Genomic DNA, 16,969 nt, shown 5'->3' on the forward strand with positions numbered 1-16,969 from the left:
GCCGATGACCACGGAAAGCTTCAGGCCCGCCGATGCGGCGGAGCTGGTGGAGATCGTGGCCGCATCGGCCGCGGCCGGCCGAAGCCTGGCGGTGGCGGCCGGCGGCAGCAAGGCGGGGCTGGGCCGGCCGGTCGAGGCGGCGGCGCGGCTGGATCTGGGGGCGCTGACCGGCATCGTGGACTATCAGCCGGAAGAGCTGATGCTGACCGCGCGGCCGGCGACGCCGCTGGCCGAGGTGGCGGCCCTGCTGGCCGGGCGCGGCCAGATGCTGGCCTTCGAGCCGCCGGGCCTTGCCGCCCTTTGCGGCGCGCCCGATGCGGTGCCCACCCTGGGCGGCACGGTTGCGGCGGGGCTGGCGGGGCCGCGACGGATCCGCGCCGGCAGCGCCCGCGACCATCTTCTGGGGCTGGAGGCGGTGAGCGGCCGCGGCGAGCGCTTCAAGGCCGGGGCGAAGGTGGTGAAGAACGTCACCGGCTATGACCTGCCCAAGCTGATCGCCGGCAGTTTCGGCACGCTGGCGCTGATGACCGAGATGACGCTGAAGGTGCTGCCGGCGCCCGAAGATGCCGTCACCCTGGTGCTGCCGATGGCGGCGGCACCGGCGGTGGCCGCCATGGCCCGGCTGCAGGCCGGGCCGCTGGAGCCGACGGCGCTGGCCTGGCTGCCGGCGGCGCTGGCGCGGGCCGCCGATCTGCCGGATGCGCGGGACGGTGCGCTGCTGGTGCGTTTCGAAGGCCCCGACGGTGCGCTGGGCGACCGGGTGGGCCGGGCGGAAGACAGCGGGCTTGGCGGCTGCGCGGCGGTGCTGGATCTGGCCCGCAGCCAAAACTTGTGGTCCGGGCTTGCCGAGGTTGTGCCGATCCTGGCGCCCGAGGCGGAAGAGGTGGTCTGGCGGCTGTCGGTGCCGCCGGCTGCGGGCGCGGCGCTGCTGTATGATGCGGTGGCAGGGGTGGGGGCCCGCGGCTTCATCGACTGGGGCGGCGGCCTGGTCTGGCTGGCGGTGCCGGCGGGGACCGGGGATGACGGCGGCGCCGCGGCGCTGCGGGCCCTGATTGCCCGCCATGGCGGCGGCCATGCCACGCTGATGCGCGCAGCCCCGGCCCTGCGCCGCCGGGTGCCGGTGTTCGAGCCCGAGCCGCCGGGGCTGGCCGCCCTGTCGGAACGGGTGCGCCAGGGCTTCGATCCGCTTCGTCTGCTGAATCCGGGCCGCATGCGCGCTGTGGAGATGGAACCATGAAGACCAGTTTCGCCCCCGAGCGCCTGGCCGACCCCGCGATCGCCGAGGCCGAGCAGATCCTGCGGCGCTGCGTGCATTGCGGCTTCTGCACCGCCACCTGCCCGACCTTTCTGGAACTGGGCGACGAGCGCGACAGCCCGCGCGGGCGGATCTATATGATGAAGGGCATGCTGGAACGCGACGAGCCGGCGACGGCCGATGTCGTGCGCCATATCGACCGCTGCCTGGGCTGTTTCGCCTGCATGACCACCTGCCCGTCGGGCGTGGATTACATGCATCTGTCCGACATGGCGCGGGCGCGGGTGGCGGAGACCTATACCCGGCCGCTGCCCGAACGGCTGCTGCGCGGGCTGCTGGCCCGGCTGCTGCCCTATCCGGGCCGGTTCCGGGCGGCGCTGATCGGCGGGCGGATCGCGAAACGGCTGGGCATCGGCCGCTGGCTGGGCGCCCTCCGGCCCGAACTCAAGGCCATGATGGCGCTGATGCCCGACGAGCTGCCGGCACCGGCGGCGACCGACCGGCCGCAGCTCTGGCCGGCCGAAGGTACCCGCCGGGGGCGGGTGGCGCTGCTGGCCGGCTGCGCCCAGCAGGTGCTGGCGCCGGGGATCAACGCCGCGACCATCCGGGTGCTGACCCGCCACGGCTTCGATGTGGTGGTGGCGCGCGAGGCCGGGTGCTGCGGTGCGCTGGTCCAGCATATGGGGTTGATGGAGCAGGCGCGGGATCAGGCCCGGCGCAATGTCGCCGCCTGGGCGGCGCTGGCGGACCAGCCGGGCGGGCTGGATGCGATCGTGGTCACGACGTCGGGCTGCGGCACGCCGATCAAGGATTACGGCCATCTTCTGGCCGGCGATGCCTATTATGCCGATCGGGCCCGGCTGGTGGCGGGGCTGGCCCGCGACGTGACCGAGGTGCTGGCGGATCTGGATCTGACACCGGTGCGCAGCCTGCCGGCCGGGCTGCCGGTCGCCTATCACGCCGCCTGTTCGCTGCAGCACGGCCAGAAGATCCGCGATGTGCCGAAAGAGGTGCTGAAACGGCTGGGCATCAAGCCGCTGGAACCGGCGGAGCCCCATATCTGCTGCGGCTCTGCCGGCACCTACAACATGCTGCAGCCCGAACTGGCCGGGCGGCTGGGTGCCCGCAAGGCGCAGAACCTGCGCCGCACCGGGGCAGCGGTGGTGGCGGCGGGCAATCTGGGCTGTCTGACCCAGATTGCCGCACATCTGCCCGAGGCCTGCTTCATTCATACCGTCGAACTGGCCGACTGGCTGACCGGCGGCCCGGTGCCCGAGGCGCTGGCCGGGGCGGTCGACGGGGTGGTGTGAGCCTGGTCAGGAGACGTTGTCGTCGCTGTCGAGGTTGGTCATGCCACCGATAGCGGTTTCCGACATCGGCAATTCGGCGAGCCGGGCTGTCTGGCCCGGATCACCACGCCGGTATCCGAGGCCCCGGCGGCTATGACGCTGGACGGGTGATTGGGGGAAAACTGAAAGGGATCAGGATGTGCCCGCATTGCCGTCCCAGTTTGGTCCGGTGGCCAACGCCGTTTCTGATGCCGGGCTCAGGCTCAGCTGGGGCTTACGCCAGGCTTGGCGTGAGGGGAGGGCCTTCCGGTTGTCGACCTTTTTAGCCATGTGGTGGCAGCTTTCATTTCTGGATAGAGGGATCACCCTGTCGGCTTAAAGCCTGCAATATGATATAATATTCACACCAGAGATGTATATCTGCCGAATCGACGGTCGATCGTCATTTCTGAATGGGGCGCGGATCGGTCGATAGCCGCCGGACAGGGCCGTCCTCGTGCCATGGGCGGCCGCGAGTCGGGCGAAGCGGGCCGGGGGCAGCGCGCATCTGCCAGAGGCCTGTTTCAGACACAGCATGAACCGTTGGTGATCACCAGATCGGCAAGGGGGCGGCGCGGCGCCCCGGGCTGTTTGGCCCGGATCATCACGCAGGTATCCTGGACGCCGGCGGGTGCGGTAGCAGGCGCAGCGAGAACCGGATCAAGACATGCTGGCTTTGCCGTCAGCCCTACCGCCGCCGGCAAACGCCGTCGTTGACATCGGGGTCTGGCTCAGCTGGGGCTTGTGCCAGGCTTTACGCAAGGTGGAGGTCTTCTGGTTGCAGATCTTTTTCGTCATATTGCGTCAGCTTTCATTTTGAGCAGAGGACATATTCCCTGCGGCTTGCAGCTTCAAATGATTGTATTCAAGTCGGGAGGTCTATGCGATGCCTGATCGACGGCCGGTCTTCATCGTCAAAGGAGCGCGGATCGGTCAGCGATAGCCGAACCGGGCCATCACCGTGCCATGGGCGGCCGCGAGCCGGGCGAAGCGGGCCGGGGCCGCGCGCATCTGCCAGAGGCCTGTTTCAGACACGGCATGAACCGTTGGTGATTACCAGATCTGCAAGGGGGCGGCGCGGCGTCGGCGGGGATGACGCCGCCGGGTGCGGTTGCCGGCGCGGCAAGAACCGGATCAGGAGTTTGTGAATTTGCCGTCAGCCCTGCCGCCGCCACCAAACGCCGTCGTTGACGTCGGGGTTTGGCTCAGCTGGGGCTTTTGCCAGGCTTTGCGCGAGGTGGAGATCTTCTGGTTGCAGATCTTTTTCATCATATCGCGTCAGCTTTCATTTTGAGGAGAGGACATATTCTCTCGGCTTGGCGCTTCAAAATGATTGTATTCAAGTCGGGAGGTCTCTGCGATGCCTGATTGACAGCCGATCTTCATCGTCAAAGGGGCGCGGATCGGTCAGCGATAGCCGAACCGGGCCATCACCGTGCCATGGGCGGCTTCGATCCGGGCTGCCTGGGCGGGGGTGAGCGCGCCCGGCCAGCCGGCGGCGCGGCCCTGGCGGAAGAAGCGCCGGCCGGGGGCGGCGGCGTTGGTGAAGCCGGTTTCGGCTTCGCGGCGTTGCAGGCGGCTGAATGTGGTGCCGGCGACCGCACCGGCGACGGTTGCCGGATCATCGGGCCAGCCGAGGAAACCGGCGATGCGCGCGAAGGCCTGGTGCGGATCGGCGACCATGTCCTCGTAGCGGATGATCAGCCGTGGAAACCCCAAAGCGGCGGCGGTCCAGCTGTCGACATGGGCCGACCAGCTGCCGAGCGGCTGGCGAAGCTGGCCGTAAAGCCCCTCGCCGCCGGTATCGAGCGCGGCATCGGGCCTGGCCAGGAAATCGATCGCGGCATCGATCGACAGCCCCCAGTGATGGGCATTGGAGACCGCAAGATCGCGCGGATCCCGGATCAGATAAAGGCCGCCGCGGGTGAGCGCCGGGGGGAAGACCGGCCGACCGTCGGGTGTGGCGGTGAAGGCCTCGTGCGTGCGGTGGAGATGCAGGCCGGGTTCCGCCGTCAGCCGCCGCGCGAAGGCCGCCGGGCGGAGGTTCGACGCCTCGTCATCGGTGAGCCAGGCACTGTCGAGGCCGAGGCAGCGATCGAAAAGCGCCCGGTTGCTGGCCATGGTGAGCCAGCCCTGATCGAGCACGTCGAAATCCGGCGCCGCGCCGCCGTGCTTCAGGCTCCAGAGCGCCAGCCGGAGCCAGGTGCTGCCGGATTTGGGATAGGCGGTCACCCAGACGAAGCCGTCCCCCGGCGTGATGCGGGGCGCGGTCATGACATGGCCTCGATATGATCGGCGAGCCGGGCCGGGGCCTGCCAGTCGCGGCGATGACGCAGACGAATGAGCGGCACATGGCCGAGCAGGGCCGCGACCCCGGCGAAGATCGGACGGGGCCCGCGCAGGATGCGGCCTTCATGAAGCTGGCGGACGTTGCCCTCCATGGTCTGGAAGCCTTCGAGGCCGCGGGCCGGCAAGACCTCCAGATCGCTGCCGCCGATGGTCTGCCAGAGGTGGAAGACCGCCGTCACGGGCAGGGGGGTCGTGTGCTGCGCCGTCGGCAGATGACGCAGCCGCGGCACCCCCGCCCGGCGCCGCTGTGGCGGCGGGCCATCGAGGCGATCGGCGGAACGGGCACTGGCATCGGCATGCAGGGTGAGCCCGGCCGGGCCGGGCAGGATGAGCGCCGGCCCCGGCAGGCCCGAGAGCACGACGATGCCGTCGGCCAGCAGATGATGACCGCGGGCGAGGAGTTCGGCCGCAAGCAGGGATTTGCCGCTGCCGGAGACACCGGTGATCAGCACGGCCCGCCCGCCGACCACCACCGCCGTGCCCGAAACCGGCAGCAGGCCGTGGATATGGCAGGCAAGGCCGGGGAGCATGTCTTCGGCAAGCAGCAGCCGGGCGGCCGCGGGATCGGCGGCGCCGGTGGTGTCGATCACCGCATGCCGGGCGGCGGCATCCAGATGGCAGGCGCCGCCGATGGGACCGGTAAGGCGGATGCTGCGGTCGGCCTCGATCCGGATCAGCGGGCCGGCATCCAGCGGCGGCGCGTCGGGCAAGGGCGGCAGCGGCCCTTCGGTGACGGTGATCTCGGGGACGGCAGCGGGTGCGCTTGCCATCAGATGTGGTACATCAGGGTCTGGCGGTCGGCATCCGACAGGTTGCGCATTTCGGCAAGCGTGCGGTTGTCGAGGATGCCGGCGATGGCATTGCGGACATCCATCATCATCAGCCGCACCGCACATTGTTCCTCGTTGATGCAGTCCTCGCAGCGGCGATAGGAACGGCGGCTGGCACAGGCGATCGGGGCGAGCGGGCCGTCGAGCACCCGGATTACATGACCGATCCGGATGTCGGAGGCCGGGCGGGCGAGGGTATAGCCGCCGCCCTTGCCCTTCTTGCTGTGCACGAAGCCGGCATTGCGCAGCTCGCCCAGGATCGCGTCGAGGAACTTCTTGGGGATCTCGTTTTCAGCAGCGATATCGGAGACCAGGGACAGCTCACCCGGCTCTTTGCCCGCCAGATGCACCAGGGCCTTGAGCCCGTACTTGCCCTTGTTGGTCAGCATTTTGGTCGGGGGTCTCCGCAGGCCGCGTCAGAAAGTCTTTGTGGCCGGTAGAGATAGTGGAATGACGCCACAGGATCAACGCTGCAAGGCCGAGCACGGCGCCGAAACCCGTCAGGGCCGTCTTCTGCCCCCATTGGTCGGCGACGACGCCGGTCAGGATCACCGGCAGGCTGAAGCCTGTATAGGCGAGCAGGAAGAAGCCGGCAGTCGCCCGGGTGGCGGCCTCGCCGGCCCGCATCAGCACGCCGGCGAGGCCGCCCGCATGGATCAACCCGTAGCAGGCGGTGGCAGCCATCGCCGTGCCGGCGAAGACCGCCGCGATGCTGCCCGACAGGGCGCCCCAGGCGATGAGCGGATAGCTGGCTACCAGCACCAGCAGGCCGCGGCGGATCGCCCGTTCCGGGGCCATGCGCCGGGCCGCCGGCACAGCCAGGATGCCGGGCACGATCACCAGGAAGGTGGCGAAACCGGCATGGGCGCCAAGCCCGGCGCGGGCGAGGGTGGCGGGCAGCACCGCGATCACCAGCCCGACCACGGCCCAGGCGATGCAGATCGCGCCGCCGAAGACCAGCGTGCCGGGGGGGAAGGCCGGGCGCCGGAAGACGGTGCCGTTTGTCGCCAGACGCGGCGCATCGGGCAGGCCGTGCAGCGCGGCCTGGGCCAGACAGGCGAGGCCGATCCAGGCCGGGCCGCTCAACGGGCGCATCCAGGCCAGCGGATCGATCAGCAGGCAGAGCGCGGTTGCGGCGGCACCGAACCCGAAGCCGAAAGTGGTGGCGACCGAAACCTGTGCCGCGATCCGCCGCGGATCGGTGCCGGGCGGAAACTGCGCGGTCATCAGCGCCGGTGCCAGGGTCGAGGTGGTGGCGACCGCGATGCCGAGCAGGGCCCGCGACAGGCCGAGGGTGACGATGCCCGGCCAGAGGATCATGACCAGATCGGCCAGGATGGCGAGGCCGAGGGCGAGCCTGGCCGTGCGCGCCGCCCCCAGCCGGTCGGGCAGGCCGCTGCCGGCCAGCAGCACCGGCAGGGCGCCGCCGACATAGGCCGCGAAGGCGAGGCCGGCCATGGCGGTGCCGTGACCATCGGCCGCCGCCAGCCGGGCCGCCAGCGGCGTGTGCAGATTGGCCGCCGTCGTGACGGTCAGCAGGGCCAGCGCCAGCCGGGCCGGCGATCCGCTGCGGCGGGGGCGCGTGTGGGCGGCGTTGAGATCGAGCGTCATCGGGCAGCCTTTCAGGCGCGGCGAAGATGCCGCACCGGTCAGGCTGCCGCCGGATCCCGCGCCCCGCCAGGGACGGGCCGCGCCTGAGGCGACCGGACTGTACCTGCCGTTGACAGGTACGGTTCAGCTGAACCTGGGCCTGGGGGCGATGCCGCCCGAGACCTGGTCGAGCTGGTCGTCGCCGAGTTCGTCTGCCGCCGCCGGTGGGCCGGCCTTGGGCGGCTCCGCCTTCGGAGATGTCGGGGGCGTGGTTTCCGGCTTGTCGGTCATCCGTCCGGCTCCGTTGCAGCTGGGGCTCGATCAACAGCATGACGGCTGCGCGATCCTGTCGCCAGGGCGGTGCGTGGCGGCGGTAAACGATGATTGTGTCCGGCAACGGAGGATCACGCGCGGGGCTCGACCGTCCCCCTGGTCGGGCGGTACGGTTGGCGGATCCGATCCAGCCTGGTGAGCCGACCCGATGATCCCGCCGCTCGACCGCAGCCGCCCTGAACCGCTGGCCGATCAGCTGGCCGCCGCCATGATCGCCTGGATCGATGCGCACGGGCCCGAGACGGCCGCGGGCGCGGCCCTGCCGTCGATCCGCCGGCTGGCGGCAGAGACGGGGGTCAGCCGCAACACGGTGGTCGAGGCCTATGACCGGCTGGTGGCCGAGGGGCGCATCCTGTCGCGGCCGGGGGTGGGGTTCCGGGTGGCGCCGCCTGCGGCGCCGCTGCCGCCGGCCGCCCCCGATCCGGGCGGGGTGGCGGCGGTGGCGGACCGGGTGTGGCGGCTTTATGACGACCGGCCGGCGCTGCTCAGGCTGGGCGGCGGGCGGCTGCCCGACGACTGGCACGACACCACCGATCTGGCGCGCGCCATCCGCCGGGTCACGCGTGAGGGCGGGCGGGCGCTGATCGATTACGGCACGCCTTTGGGCGAGCCGCGGCTGCGCCGGCTGGTGGCGCAGCGCCTGGCCCGGCTGTCGGTGCCGGTGGCGGAAGACCGGGTGATGCTGACCACCGGCGCCAGCCAGGCGCTGGATGTGGTGATCCGCGCATTGACCCGGCCGGGGGATGCGGTGCTGGTGGAAGATCCGGGCTATCACAACCTTTTCGGCCTGCTGCGCCTGCAGGGCGTGCGCATGGTGGCGGTGCCGCGCCGGGCGGACGGGCCGGATCTTCAGGCGCTGGACGCGGCGGCGGCCGCAAGCGGTGCCCGGCTGTTCGTGACCAACGGTGTGCTCCACAACCCGACCGGATCGACCACCACGCCGCAGATCGCCCATGGCCTGCTGACGGTTGCGGCGCGCCACGACCTGACCATCATCGAGGACGACATCTATGCCGATTTCGAAGAAGGCAGCCCGGCCGTCAGGCTGGCGGCGCTGGACGGGCTCGACCGGGTGGTGATGGTGGGCAGTTTCTCGAAACCGCTCTCATCCGCGCTCAGGGTGGGCTATGTGGCGGCGGCGCCATCGCGGATGCGCGGGCTGGTGGATGTAAAGATGCTGTCCTCGGTCGCCTCGTCGCGCTTCGCCGAACAGGTGATGGCGGTGCTGATCGAGACCGGCGGCCTGCGGCGCACGGCCGAGGCGCTGACCCGGCGCCTGGCCCGCCAGCGCGCCGCCCTGCTGCCGGCGCTGCGCCGGGCCGGCTGGCGGCTTTTCGCCGACCCCCGCGGCGGCATGTTCGTCTGGGCGGCCCATGACGACGCAGCCGATGCCCGCCTGCTGGTCGACGCGGCGGCAGCCCGCGGCATCGGCCTGGTCTCCGGCGCGGTCTTCCGGCCGGGACTGGACGAGGGGCCGTGGCTCAGGATCAACATCGCCGCCGCGGCGGATCCGCGGGCGCGGGCGTTTCTGAAGGATCCGCTGGGCTGAACGGTCAGACTTCGTGCGGCAGCAGCAGCGGGCCGGTGCCGGGGGCGAAGACGTGTTCGTTGAGGTTGCAGCCGGGGCCCTTGCGGTCGACGACCAGAAGATGGGCCATGTCCAGCACCGTGAGCGGCAGATGCCAGGTGCCGCGGCGATAGCTGACGCCCTGGCGGCCGTCGGTGACGAAGGCCTGCATGTTTGCCGGATCGGGCTGGCGGCTGGCGGCCGGCGCCACCACGATCACGAAGCGGCAGCGGGTGAGCGGCATGAAGGCCTGGCTGCCGAGGGGGTGACGTTCCATCACCTCGATCACCAGCGGCAGCGAGACCGCTTCATGGGCCTGGAACAGGCTGATCGCACCATAGCCCTCGTCATCCGTCTCCACCCGCGCGAGCTGATCATAGCGCAGCGTCGTGCCGCCATTGATCGCGATCGGCGCGCGGCCGGGATCGGCGGCGTCGAGAACCTCGCCGAAGGGGGCGAAGGCCGCGCGGGTCAGGCGCCGCGGCCTTAAGATGGTGCGGGGATAAGCCTGCATCTGGACGCTCACTCCACGGCGCCGGGCACACCGAAGATGCGCAACCGGTTGACGCCGCCGTCGGGGAAGATGTTGAAGCGGATGTGGGACACCACGCGATCCGCATCGGGCGTAAAGCCGTGCGGCGCATCTGGTCCAAGCTTGCGGGAGGTCAGGATTTCTGCCCAGAACAGGCTCTGCGGCACGGTGGCCGCATCTGCGGCATCGGGCGCCATCACGCCCTGAACCGAGCAGGTGTCGGGATAATTACCCTTGAACTCACGCGTGTCGATTTCGATAAATGCAACCCTGCCCGGCGTCGCCAGACGAATGATGCACCAGTCGTGGCCGGGTTCGCGCCGCCGCCGGGTTTCCCAGCCATCCTCCATGCGCGGCGCAAGGCCGGGCAGCAGCAGGTTGCGCGGGTCGCCGTAATGGGCATCGTTCCAGGCGATCACCCGGGCGCCGCCCAGGGCCGAGGACAGCTCCACCAGCCCGTCGGCGCGCGGTGCCGGCAGGCCGGCCGGGCGGCCCAGAATGCGCAGCCGCGCAACGCCGCCATCGGGGAAGATGTCGAGCTTCAGATGCGTCCAGGGCCGGCCATCGGCCGCGCGCACTGCCGGATCGGGCAGGAAGGCGTTGGGGGCATCGCCCTGAAGGGGCGCGGGGGCCAGGATCGGCTGCCAGCGCGGATCATCGGCGGCGGGGGTGTCGGCCGGGTCGGTCGCGGCAATCGCCCACAGACCGGCGGCGGCCGGGTAGTTGCCGGTGAAATGGCGGGTGTCGATCTCGATTGCGTCGATCCAGCCGGGGGCGGCCAGCGCCAGCACGCACCAGTCATGCCCGTCATCGCGCCGGCGGCGGGTTTCCCAGCCATCCATCCACTTGCCGGCCTCGTCGTATTTGCCGGGGATGAACACCGGTGCGGCATCGTCGATCAGCCGCTCCAGCGCGCCGAAGAACTGGTCGGAACAGCTGAGCGTGCGCGCACCCAGCGCGCGGGAGGCGAGGTTGACGGCGGCGGTGGGGGCGAAGCTCGGCATGGATCTGATGTCCGTTCCGTGATGGGGGCCCGCGGCGGGGCACGCGGTGGGAGCCTGAAAACCGTGGTCAGGGCCGCAGCACGCCGACGCCGGCGCGGCTGGCGGCGGACAGGATGTGGCGGTGCATGGCATCGCGCGCACCCTGCGGGCTGCGGGCGCGGATCTGCGCCAGAATGCGTTCATGTTCATCCAGCGGCGCGCGCACGCTTTCGCGATTGGCGAAGGGGATGCGCCGGGTTTCGGCCAGCATCGGCCCGGCCGGGCGCATCGCCGCCGGAAAGAGCGGGTTGCCGGCCGCAACCAGAAGCCGCTGGTGGAAATCGCCATCGGCCTGGGCGGCGCGCACCAGATCGCCCTCGGCGAGGGCGGCCCGCATCTCGGCCACCGTCTCGGCCAGCCGGTCGATTTCGGCATCGGCGGCGGTGATCGCAACCAGCCCCGAGACGAAGGGCTCGATCGCCAGCCGCAGCTGATAGACCCGGGCGGCATGGGTGTAGCGGTCGCCGCGCGGCCCCGGGGCGGTGTCGTCGGCAGACGGGTCGGAGACGAAGACACCCTTGCCGGCCCGCACCCGCACCAGACCCAGGGTTTCGAGCACGGTCAGCGCTTCCCTGAGCGATGTGCGACTGACGCCCAGACGTTCGGCAAGCGTGCGCTGGGCCGGCAGCGCCTCGCCGGGGGCAAGCTCTCCCGCCAGGATCATGCGCTGCAGGCGCTCGGCAACGTATTCGGGAACGCTGTCTCGGGCCAAATCCGGCTCCTTCGGCTAGACCGGTCTGACCAGTTGGACCGGTTGGCTTTCCGGAAGCATGGCCGGATTTCTATGGGTTTGCAAGCGGATGCCAGGGGTGGCATGCTGGGGTAAGGCAAAAAACGGCGTTGACTCATGCTTAAACAATGGGCACGCTTAAAACATGAGCAGCGGCAACAGGGGGCCGCGGGATGCTCGAGATCCGGGCAGGGCGATGTGAATGCCGCCCAGGGACGGACCCGGATCTTCGGGGCAGGCGTCAACAAGCGGGGAGTGCGGGGAATGGCGATGATCAGGCGGATCGGAACCGGGCTGCGGCGGCGCAGCGTGCTGGGGGCGATGGCGGCTGCCGTGCTGGTGGCGGCCACCGGCGGCTTCGGCATCACGGCCGAGGCGGCGGGGCTGGATGCCGTTCAGAAGGCGGGGGTGCTGCGCGTGGCGGTCCCGCAGGATTTCCCGCCCTTCGGCTCCGTCGGCCCCGACATGGCGCCGCGCGGCTATGACGTCGACATGGCCCGGCTGATCGGCGATGCGCTGGGGGTGAAGACCGAACTGGTGCCGGTGACCAGTGCCAACCGCATCCCGTATCTGACCACCGACAAGGTCGATCTGGTGATCTCCAGCCTGGGCAAGAACCCGGAGCGCGAGGCGGTGATCGACTTCACCAATGCCTATGCGCCGTTCTACAACGGCGTTTTCGGCCCGGCCGATCTGAAGATCGCGGGCGCCGCCGATCTGGCCGGCCATACGGTGGGCGTCACCCGCGGTGCGATCGAGGATCTGGAGCTGTCCAAGATCGCCCCCGCCGAGGCCACCATCCGCCGCTACGAGGACAATAACGGCACCATCCAGGCCTTCCTGTCGGGACAGGTGGAACTGGTGGCGACCGGCAATGTGGTTGCGGCCGCCATCCTTGAGCGCAATCCCCGCACCCGGCCCGAGCCCAAATTCCTGATCAAGAACTCGCCCTGCTATATCGGCGTCGCGAAGGGGGAGACGGCGCTGGTCGCGAAGGTGAACGAGATCATCGCCGCCGCCAGGGCCGACGGCCGGCTGTCGAAGATTTCGGAAACCTGGCTGGGGGCGCCGCTGCCGGCGGATCTCTGAGGCGGCCGGCGGGGCAAGGGGCCGCCCCCTTGCCCCCAAGCCATGCGGTCTTCCCCATCGGCCCACCCTTCCCGCAAGGGGTAGTCCATGGCCTATCAGTTTGATTTCACGCCGATCCTGACCTATTCCGACGTGCTGCTCCGCGGGGTGGTGCTGACGGTGGAGCTGATCCTGGTCGGCGGCATTTTCGGCGTGCTGCTGGGCATTCTGTGTGCCTGGGCGCGATCGGAGCGCATACCGGTGGCGGCGGGGATCGTGGCCGCCTATGTCGAGCTGATCCGCAACACGCCGTTCATCGTGCAGCTGTTCTTCATCTTCTTCGGCCTGCCCGCGGCGGGTGTGCGGCTGGGCGAGGTGGAGGCGGCGATGATCGCCATGGTGGTCAATCTGGGCGCCTATTCGGCCGAGATCATCCGCGCCGGCATTCAGGCCGTGCCCAGGGGGCAGTGGGAGGCGGCGGCGAGCCTGGGCATGACCCGGGCGGAATGCTTCCGCCATGTCGTGCTGGTGCCGGCGCTGCGCAAGATCTGGCCGGCGCTGTCCAGCCAGATCGTCATCGTGATGCTGGGCTCGTCGGTCTGCTCGCAGATCGCGGCCGAAGAGTTGAGCTTCGCCGCCAATTTCATCCAGTCGCGCAGCTTCCGCGCCTTCGAGGCCTATCTGGCTGCGACCGCGATCTATCTGGGCCTCGCCATCCTGACCCGGATGATCCTGCGCCGGCTGGGCGACCGGCTGCTCTACCGCGCCGCGCGCCATGCGGCCCTGAGCGCCGGCCGGGCGGCGGCCGCCACCGGAGGTGCGGTCCATGGTTGAGTTCGGCACGCTCGACATCCTGCGCAACCTGATCGATGCCGCGCTCTGGACCGTGGTGCTGTCGGTGATCGCCTTTGCCGGCGGCGCCCTGGTCGGGCTGGTGGCGCTGTTCGCCCTGGTCTCGGGCCGGCGCCTGCCGGCCATGCTGGCGCGCGGCTATGTCGAGGCCTTCCAGGGCACGCCGCTGCTGATGCAGCTGTTCCTGATCTTCTTCGGCCTGCCGCTGGCGGGGATCGAGGTGTCGGCCTGGACGGCGGCGATCGTGTCGCTGGTGCTGTTCACCGGCGCCTTCCTGGCCGAGATCTGGCGCGGCTGCGTGGAGGCGGTGCCCAAGGGCCAGTCCGAGGCCGCCCAGGCGCTGGCCATGTCTTATGTGGAGCGCATGCGCTGGGTGATCCTGCCCCAGGCGATGCGGATCGCGGTGCCGCCCACGGTCGGCTTCTCGGTCCAGGTGGTCAAGGGCACGGCGCTGACCTCGATCATCGGTTTCGTGGAACTGGCCAAGGCCGGGACCATGATCGCCAATGCCACCTTCGAGCCCTTCACCGTTTACGGCTTCGTGGCGCTGATCTATTTCGCGCTCTGCTACCCGCTGTCATTCGCCGCCCGCCGGCTGGAAAGGAGGCTTCATGTCGCCCGCTGATCAGACGCGGCCGCTGGTCGAACTGGCCGGCATCCGCAAGAGTTTCGGCCTGGTCGAGGTGCTGAAGGGGGTCGATCTTTCGGTCGAAGAGGGCCGGGTGGTGGCGCTGATCGGCCGCAGCGGATCGGGCAAGAGCACCTTGCTGCGGATCATCAACGGCCTGGAACGGCCGACCGACGGCGTGGTCACGGTGGATGGCGAACGCGCCGACGGCCGCGAGAGCGAGCGGGAGCTGAAGGCGCTGCGGCTGAAGGTCGGCATGGTCTTTCAGCAGTTCAACCTGTTCCCGCATCTCTCGGCCGGCGGCAACGTCATGCTGTCGCTGAAGGTGGTAAAGAAGATGGGCACGGCCGAGGCCGAGGCGGTGGCGCGCGAGATGCTGGCCAAGGTCGGCCTCGCCGATCGCTTCGATCACACGCCCGATCAGCTGTCGGGCGGCCAGCAGCAGCGCGTGGCGATCGCCCGGGCGCTGGCGATGCGGCCCAAAGTGCTGCTCTGCGACGAGATCACCTCGGCGCTCGACCCCGAACTCGTCGCCGAGGTGCTGGCGGTGGTCCGCAGGCTGGCCGAAGAGGGCATGACCCTGGTGATGGTCACCCACGAGATGCGTTTCGCCCGCGAGGTCTGCGACGAGCTGGTGTTCATGCATCAGGGCCGGATTCACGAGCGCGGTGCGCCTGCCGAACTGTTCGCTGCGCAGCGGACGCCGGAGCTGGCGGCCTTCATCGGCGGACACTGAACGCGAAGACTGTTTATCATAAGAAACCATTGAGAGAAATCGCTGATCTGGACAAGATAGGGCAGCTTTCCTGAATATTCTGCAGGCATTGCGGCGCTTCGTCGCAAGTTCAGGCCCTTAACGCATTCTTCATCGCCCGCACACCAAGATGCTGCGCAGGTTCACACCATCAACAGGCGCGCATGATGTTCTGGCGGAAGAATGACGGTATCGAAGGAGCCGACGGAGAAGCGGCTCGTCAGATGGAGCTTCTCGGCCGGTATGCCGGCGTGGGATTGTGGGACGCGGTGCTCTATCAGGGCGACGCGATGCACGCCAAGGCCTCGTGGCACTTCTCGGACGAGTTCCGCCGGCTGGTCGGCTTCGCCCATGGCGACCGGCAGGGTTTTCCCGACAAGGTGCAGTCATGGTCCGACCGGCTGCATCCCGACGATTCAGGCTATACGTTCGAGGCCTTCGCCGCCTGCCTGAACGACAAGAGCGGGCGCACCGGTTACGACGTCACCTATCGGCTGAAGATGAAGGACGGCGCCTGGCGCTGGTTCCGCGCGGTGGGCGGCGTGGCCCGCGATGCCCAGGGCAACCCGCTGCGCGCCTGCGGTTCGCTGATCGACGTGCATGACCAGAAGGTGGATGTCGAGCGCATGGCCCTGCTGGCGCGCCATGCCGGTATCGGCCTCTGGGACGCCCAGCTTTACGAGGGTGACGCCATGCACCCGAAGGCGCAGTGGCGTTTCTCGGGCGAATTCCGCCGGCTGGTGGGCTTCGACCGCGAGGATCTGACCGGCTTCCCCGACAAGGTGAATGCCTGGTCGGACCGCCTGCACCCCGAGGATTCCGGCCATACCTTCGATGCTTTCGGCGCCTGCCTGAACGACCGCAGCGGCCGCACCGGCTATGACGTCGCCTATCGGCTGAAGATGAAGGACGGCAGCTATCGCTGGTTCAAGGCGATCGGCGGCGTGGCCCGCGACCCCCAGGGCAACCCGCTGCGCGCCTGCGGTTCGCTGATCGACATCCACGCCCAGAAGATGGCCGAGCTTGAGAACGAGCGCGCCGAGGCCAATCGCCGCAAGGGCATCCACGACATCGCCGACACGCTCTCGGCCCGGGTCGGCAGTTCGGCCGATCGGGCGACCGCCAATACCCAGGTGGTGGCGACCGCGACCGAGGAACTTTCGGCGTCGGTGGGCGAGATTGCCGCCCGCTCCAGCGCGGCCGCCAATGCGTCGGCCACCGCGGCGAACGAGGCGGCGCGCACCAACGACACGGTTCAGGCGCTGGTTTCGGCCGGCGAGCGGATCGGCGTGGTCATCAAGCTGATCAACAACATCGCCAGCCAGACCAATCTTCTGGCGCTGAACGCCACCATCGAGGCCGCCCGCGCCGGCGAGGCCGGCAAGGGCTTCGCGGTCGTCGCGGGCGAGGTGAAGAACCTGGCCCAGCAGACCGCCTCGGCCACCGACGAAATCGTCGAACAGATCGCCTCGGTCCAGCGCGAGGCCGCCCGCACGGTGGACGCGATCCACGCCATCTCGGCCGCGATCGGCGAGGTCCAGACCATCTCGGCCTCGATCGCCTCGGCGGTGGCCCAGCAGGACGCGGCCGCGCGCGAGATTTCCGCCAGCATCACCCAGGTCGCCCGTGATGTGGGCGACGTGTCGGAAAATGTCGGCGCGGTGACCCGGCAGCTTCGGGCCGGGTAAGCGGAGGGGCGGAGGCCCAGGAACGGACGGAATGCCGCCGGGGAGGGGACTCTCCGGCGGTTTTTCTTTGGGGTGGATGACGTGGGGGAGGCTGCCCCTTGACGGAAAGTACTGATCCCCATAACTCTTTGAGTGTCAGTAATTTCAGGCCTGGGTCGTGACATGCTGAAAGTCAGTGCGCTGGAGTTTCAGCGGGACCTTGCCCGCTATCAGGACGCGGCGCATACGCAGCCGGTGGTGATCACCAGTCATGGCCGGGAGAATACCGTTCTGATCTCGGCAGAAGAATATCATCGGCTGAAACGCCGCGACCGTCAGGTGATGGGGCCGGCAGATTTTACCGATGCGGACATCGCCGCGCTGGAAGCCTCTCGCCCGCCGCTATCGTCGCGACTTTACGATGACGAGCTGTCCGACTGACC

General features: G+C 69.5%; 17 protein-coding genes. 9 read left to right on the forward strand and 8 right to left on the reverse strand.

The features are described from left to right. Positions 1–4 precede the first annotated feature (4 nt). Positions 5–1,237, forward strand: a complete 1,233-nt coding sequence (gene glcE, locus WI697_RS10115) for a glycolate oxidase subunit GlcE (protein ID WP_345958350.1) — start codon at positions 5–7, stop codon at positions 1,235–1,237. Further along, positions 1,234–2,565 (forward strand): glycolate oxidase subunit GlcF, encoded by a 1,332-nt coding sequence (gene glcF / locus WI697_RS10120; RefSeq protein ID WP_345958351.1) that lies wholly within the window; start codon positions 1,234–1,236, stop codon positions 2,563–2,565. Before glcE ends, glcF begins: the two co-directional genes overlap by 4 nt. A 1,425-nt stretch (positions 2,566–3,990) precedes the next feature. On the opposite strand, the gene WI697_RS10125 is transcribed toward glcF, so the two are convergent. The 5 genes from WI697_RS10125 to WI697_RS10145 all read right to left on the reverse strand — a co-directional run bounded on the left by WI697_RS10125 (position 3,991) and on the right by WI697_RS10145 (position 7,643). Further along, positions 3,991–4,857 (reverse strand): sulfotransferase domain-containing protein, encoded by an 867-nt coding sequence (locus WI697_RS10125; protein ID WP_345958352.1) that lies wholly within the window; start codon positions 4,855–4,857, stop codon positions 3,991–3,993. Next, on the reverse strand, positions 4,854–5,702 hold the full coding sequence (locus WI697_RS10130; protein WP_345958353.1) for an HPr kinase: 849 nt from the start codon (positions 5,700–5,702) through the stop codon (positions 4,854–4,856). Before WI697_RS10130 ends, WI697_RS10125 begins: the two co-directional genes overlap by 4 nt. After that, entirely contained in the window at positions 5,702–6,151 is a 450-nt protein-coding gene (locus WI697_RS10135; RefSeq protein ID WP_345958354.1) for an RrF2 family transcriptional regulator, read from the reverse strand. Before WI697_RS10135 ends, WI697_RS10130 begins: the two co-directional genes overlap by 1 nt. Further along, positions 6,084–7,373, reverse strand: a complete 1,290-nt coding sequence (locus WI697_RS10140) for an MFS transporter (protein ID WP_345958355.1) — start codon at positions 7,371–7,373, stop codon at positions 6,084–6,086. Before WI697_RS10140 ends, WI697_RS10135 begins: the two co-directional genes overlap by 68 nt. Positions 7,374–7,496: 123 nt before the next feature. Further along, positions 7,497–7,643, reverse strand: coding sequence for a hypothetical protein (locus tag WI697_RS10145; RefSeq protein ID WP_345958356.1), 147 nt, complete (start codon positions 7,641–7,643; stop codon positions 7,497–7,499). A gap of 190 nt (positions 7,644–7,833) precedes the next feature. Here WI697_RS10145 and WI697_RS10150 point away from each other — a divergent pair, with 190 nt between their 5' ends. Next, positions 7,834–9,234 carry an aminotransferase-like domain-containing protein gene (locus WI697_RS10150; protein ID WP_345958357.1) on the forward strand — a complete coding sequence of 467 codons (1,401 nt, stop codon included), beginning with the start codon at positions 7,834–7,836 and terminating at the stop codon, positions 9,232–9,234. Between the two features lie 4 nt (positions 9,235–9,238). On the opposite strand, the gene WI697_RS10155 is transcribed toward WI697_RS10150, so the two are convergent. From WI697_RS10155 to WI697_RS10165, 3 genes are all read right to left on the reverse strand, one after another. Then, positions 9,239–9,766: an ureidoglycolate lyase gene (locus WI697_RS10155; protein WP_345958358.1), complete on the reverse strand. Its 528-nt coding sequence runs from the start codon at positions 9,764–9,766 to the stop codon at positions 9,239–9,241. Positions 9,767–9,774: 8 nt separating this feature from the next. Beyond that, positions 9,775–10,788, reverse strand: coding sequence for an allantoicase (alc, locus tag WI697_RS10160; RefSeq protein ID WP_345958359.1), 1,014 nt, complete (start codon positions 10,786–10,788; stop codon positions 9,775–9,777). Positions 10,789–10,855: 67 nt separating this feature from the next. Further along, positions 10,856–11,539: a FadR/GntR family transcriptional regulator gene (locus WI697_RS10165; protein ID WP_345958360.1), complete on the reverse strand. Its 684-nt coding sequence runs from the start codon at positions 11,537–11,539 to the stop codon at positions 10,856–10,858. Between the two features lie 288 nt (positions 11,540–11,827). Between WI697_RS10165 and WI697_RS10170 the strand changes: the two genes are divergently transcribed. The 6 genes from WI697_RS10170 (at position 11,828) to WI697_RS10195 (ending at position 16,967) form a co-directional block, all read left to right on the forward strand. Next, on the forward strand, positions 11,828–12,646 hold the full coding sequence (locus WI697_RS10170) for a transporter substrate-binding domain-containing protein (RefSeq protein WP_385998432.1): 819 nt from the start codon (positions 11,828–11,830) through the stop codon (positions 12,644–12,646). Positions 12,647–12,733: 87 nt separating this feature from the next. Then, the gene (locus WI697_RS10175; protein WP_062763577.1) at positions 12,734–13,459 is read left to right on the forward strand and encodes an amino acid ABC transporter permease; all 726 of its coding nucleotides are present in this window, start codon (positions 12,734–12,736) and stop codon (positions 13,457–13,459) included. Next, positions 13,452–14,102 (forward strand): amino acid ABC transporter permease, encoded by a 651-nt coding sequence (locus tag WI697_RS10180; RefSeq protein ID WP_062763578.1) that lies wholly within the window; start codon positions 13,452–13,454, stop codon positions 14,100–14,102. The genes WI697_RS10175 and WI697_RS10180 overlap by 8 nt, the downstream gene beginning before the upstream one ends. Continuing rightward, positions 14,089–14,841: an amino acid ABC transporter ATP-binding protein gene (locus tag WI697_RS10185; protein WP_062763579.1), complete on the forward strand. Its 753-nt coding sequence runs from the start codon at positions 14,089–14,091 to the stop codon at positions 14,839–14,841. Before WI697_RS10180 ends, WI697_RS10185 begins: the two co-directional genes overlap by 14 nt. A 242-nt stretch (positions 14,842–15,083) precedes the next feature. Further along, positions 15,084–16,547 carry a methyl-accepting chemotaxis protein gene (locus tag WI697_RS10190; protein WP_345958362.1) on the forward strand — a complete coding sequence of 488 codons (1,464 nt, stop codon included), beginning with the start codon at positions 15,084–15,086 and terminating at the stop codon, positions 16,545–16,547. A gap of 162 nt (positions 16,548–16,709) precedes the next feature. After that, positions 16,710–16,967 carry a type II toxin-antitoxin system Phd/YefM family antitoxin gene (locus WI697_RS10195; protein WP_062763581.1) on the forward strand — a complete coding sequence of 86 codons (258 nt, stop codon included), beginning with the start codon at positions 16,710–16,712 and terminating at the stop codon, positions 16,965–16,967. The last annotated feature ends 2 nt before the right edge of the window (positions 16,968–16,969 follow it).

Origin of the sequence: Tistrella mobilis, from assembly GCF_039634785.1 — a bacterium.
GTDB classification, from domain to species: Bacteria; Pseudomonadota; Alphaproteobacteria; order Tistrellales; family Tistrellaceae; genus Tistrella; species Tistrella mobilis.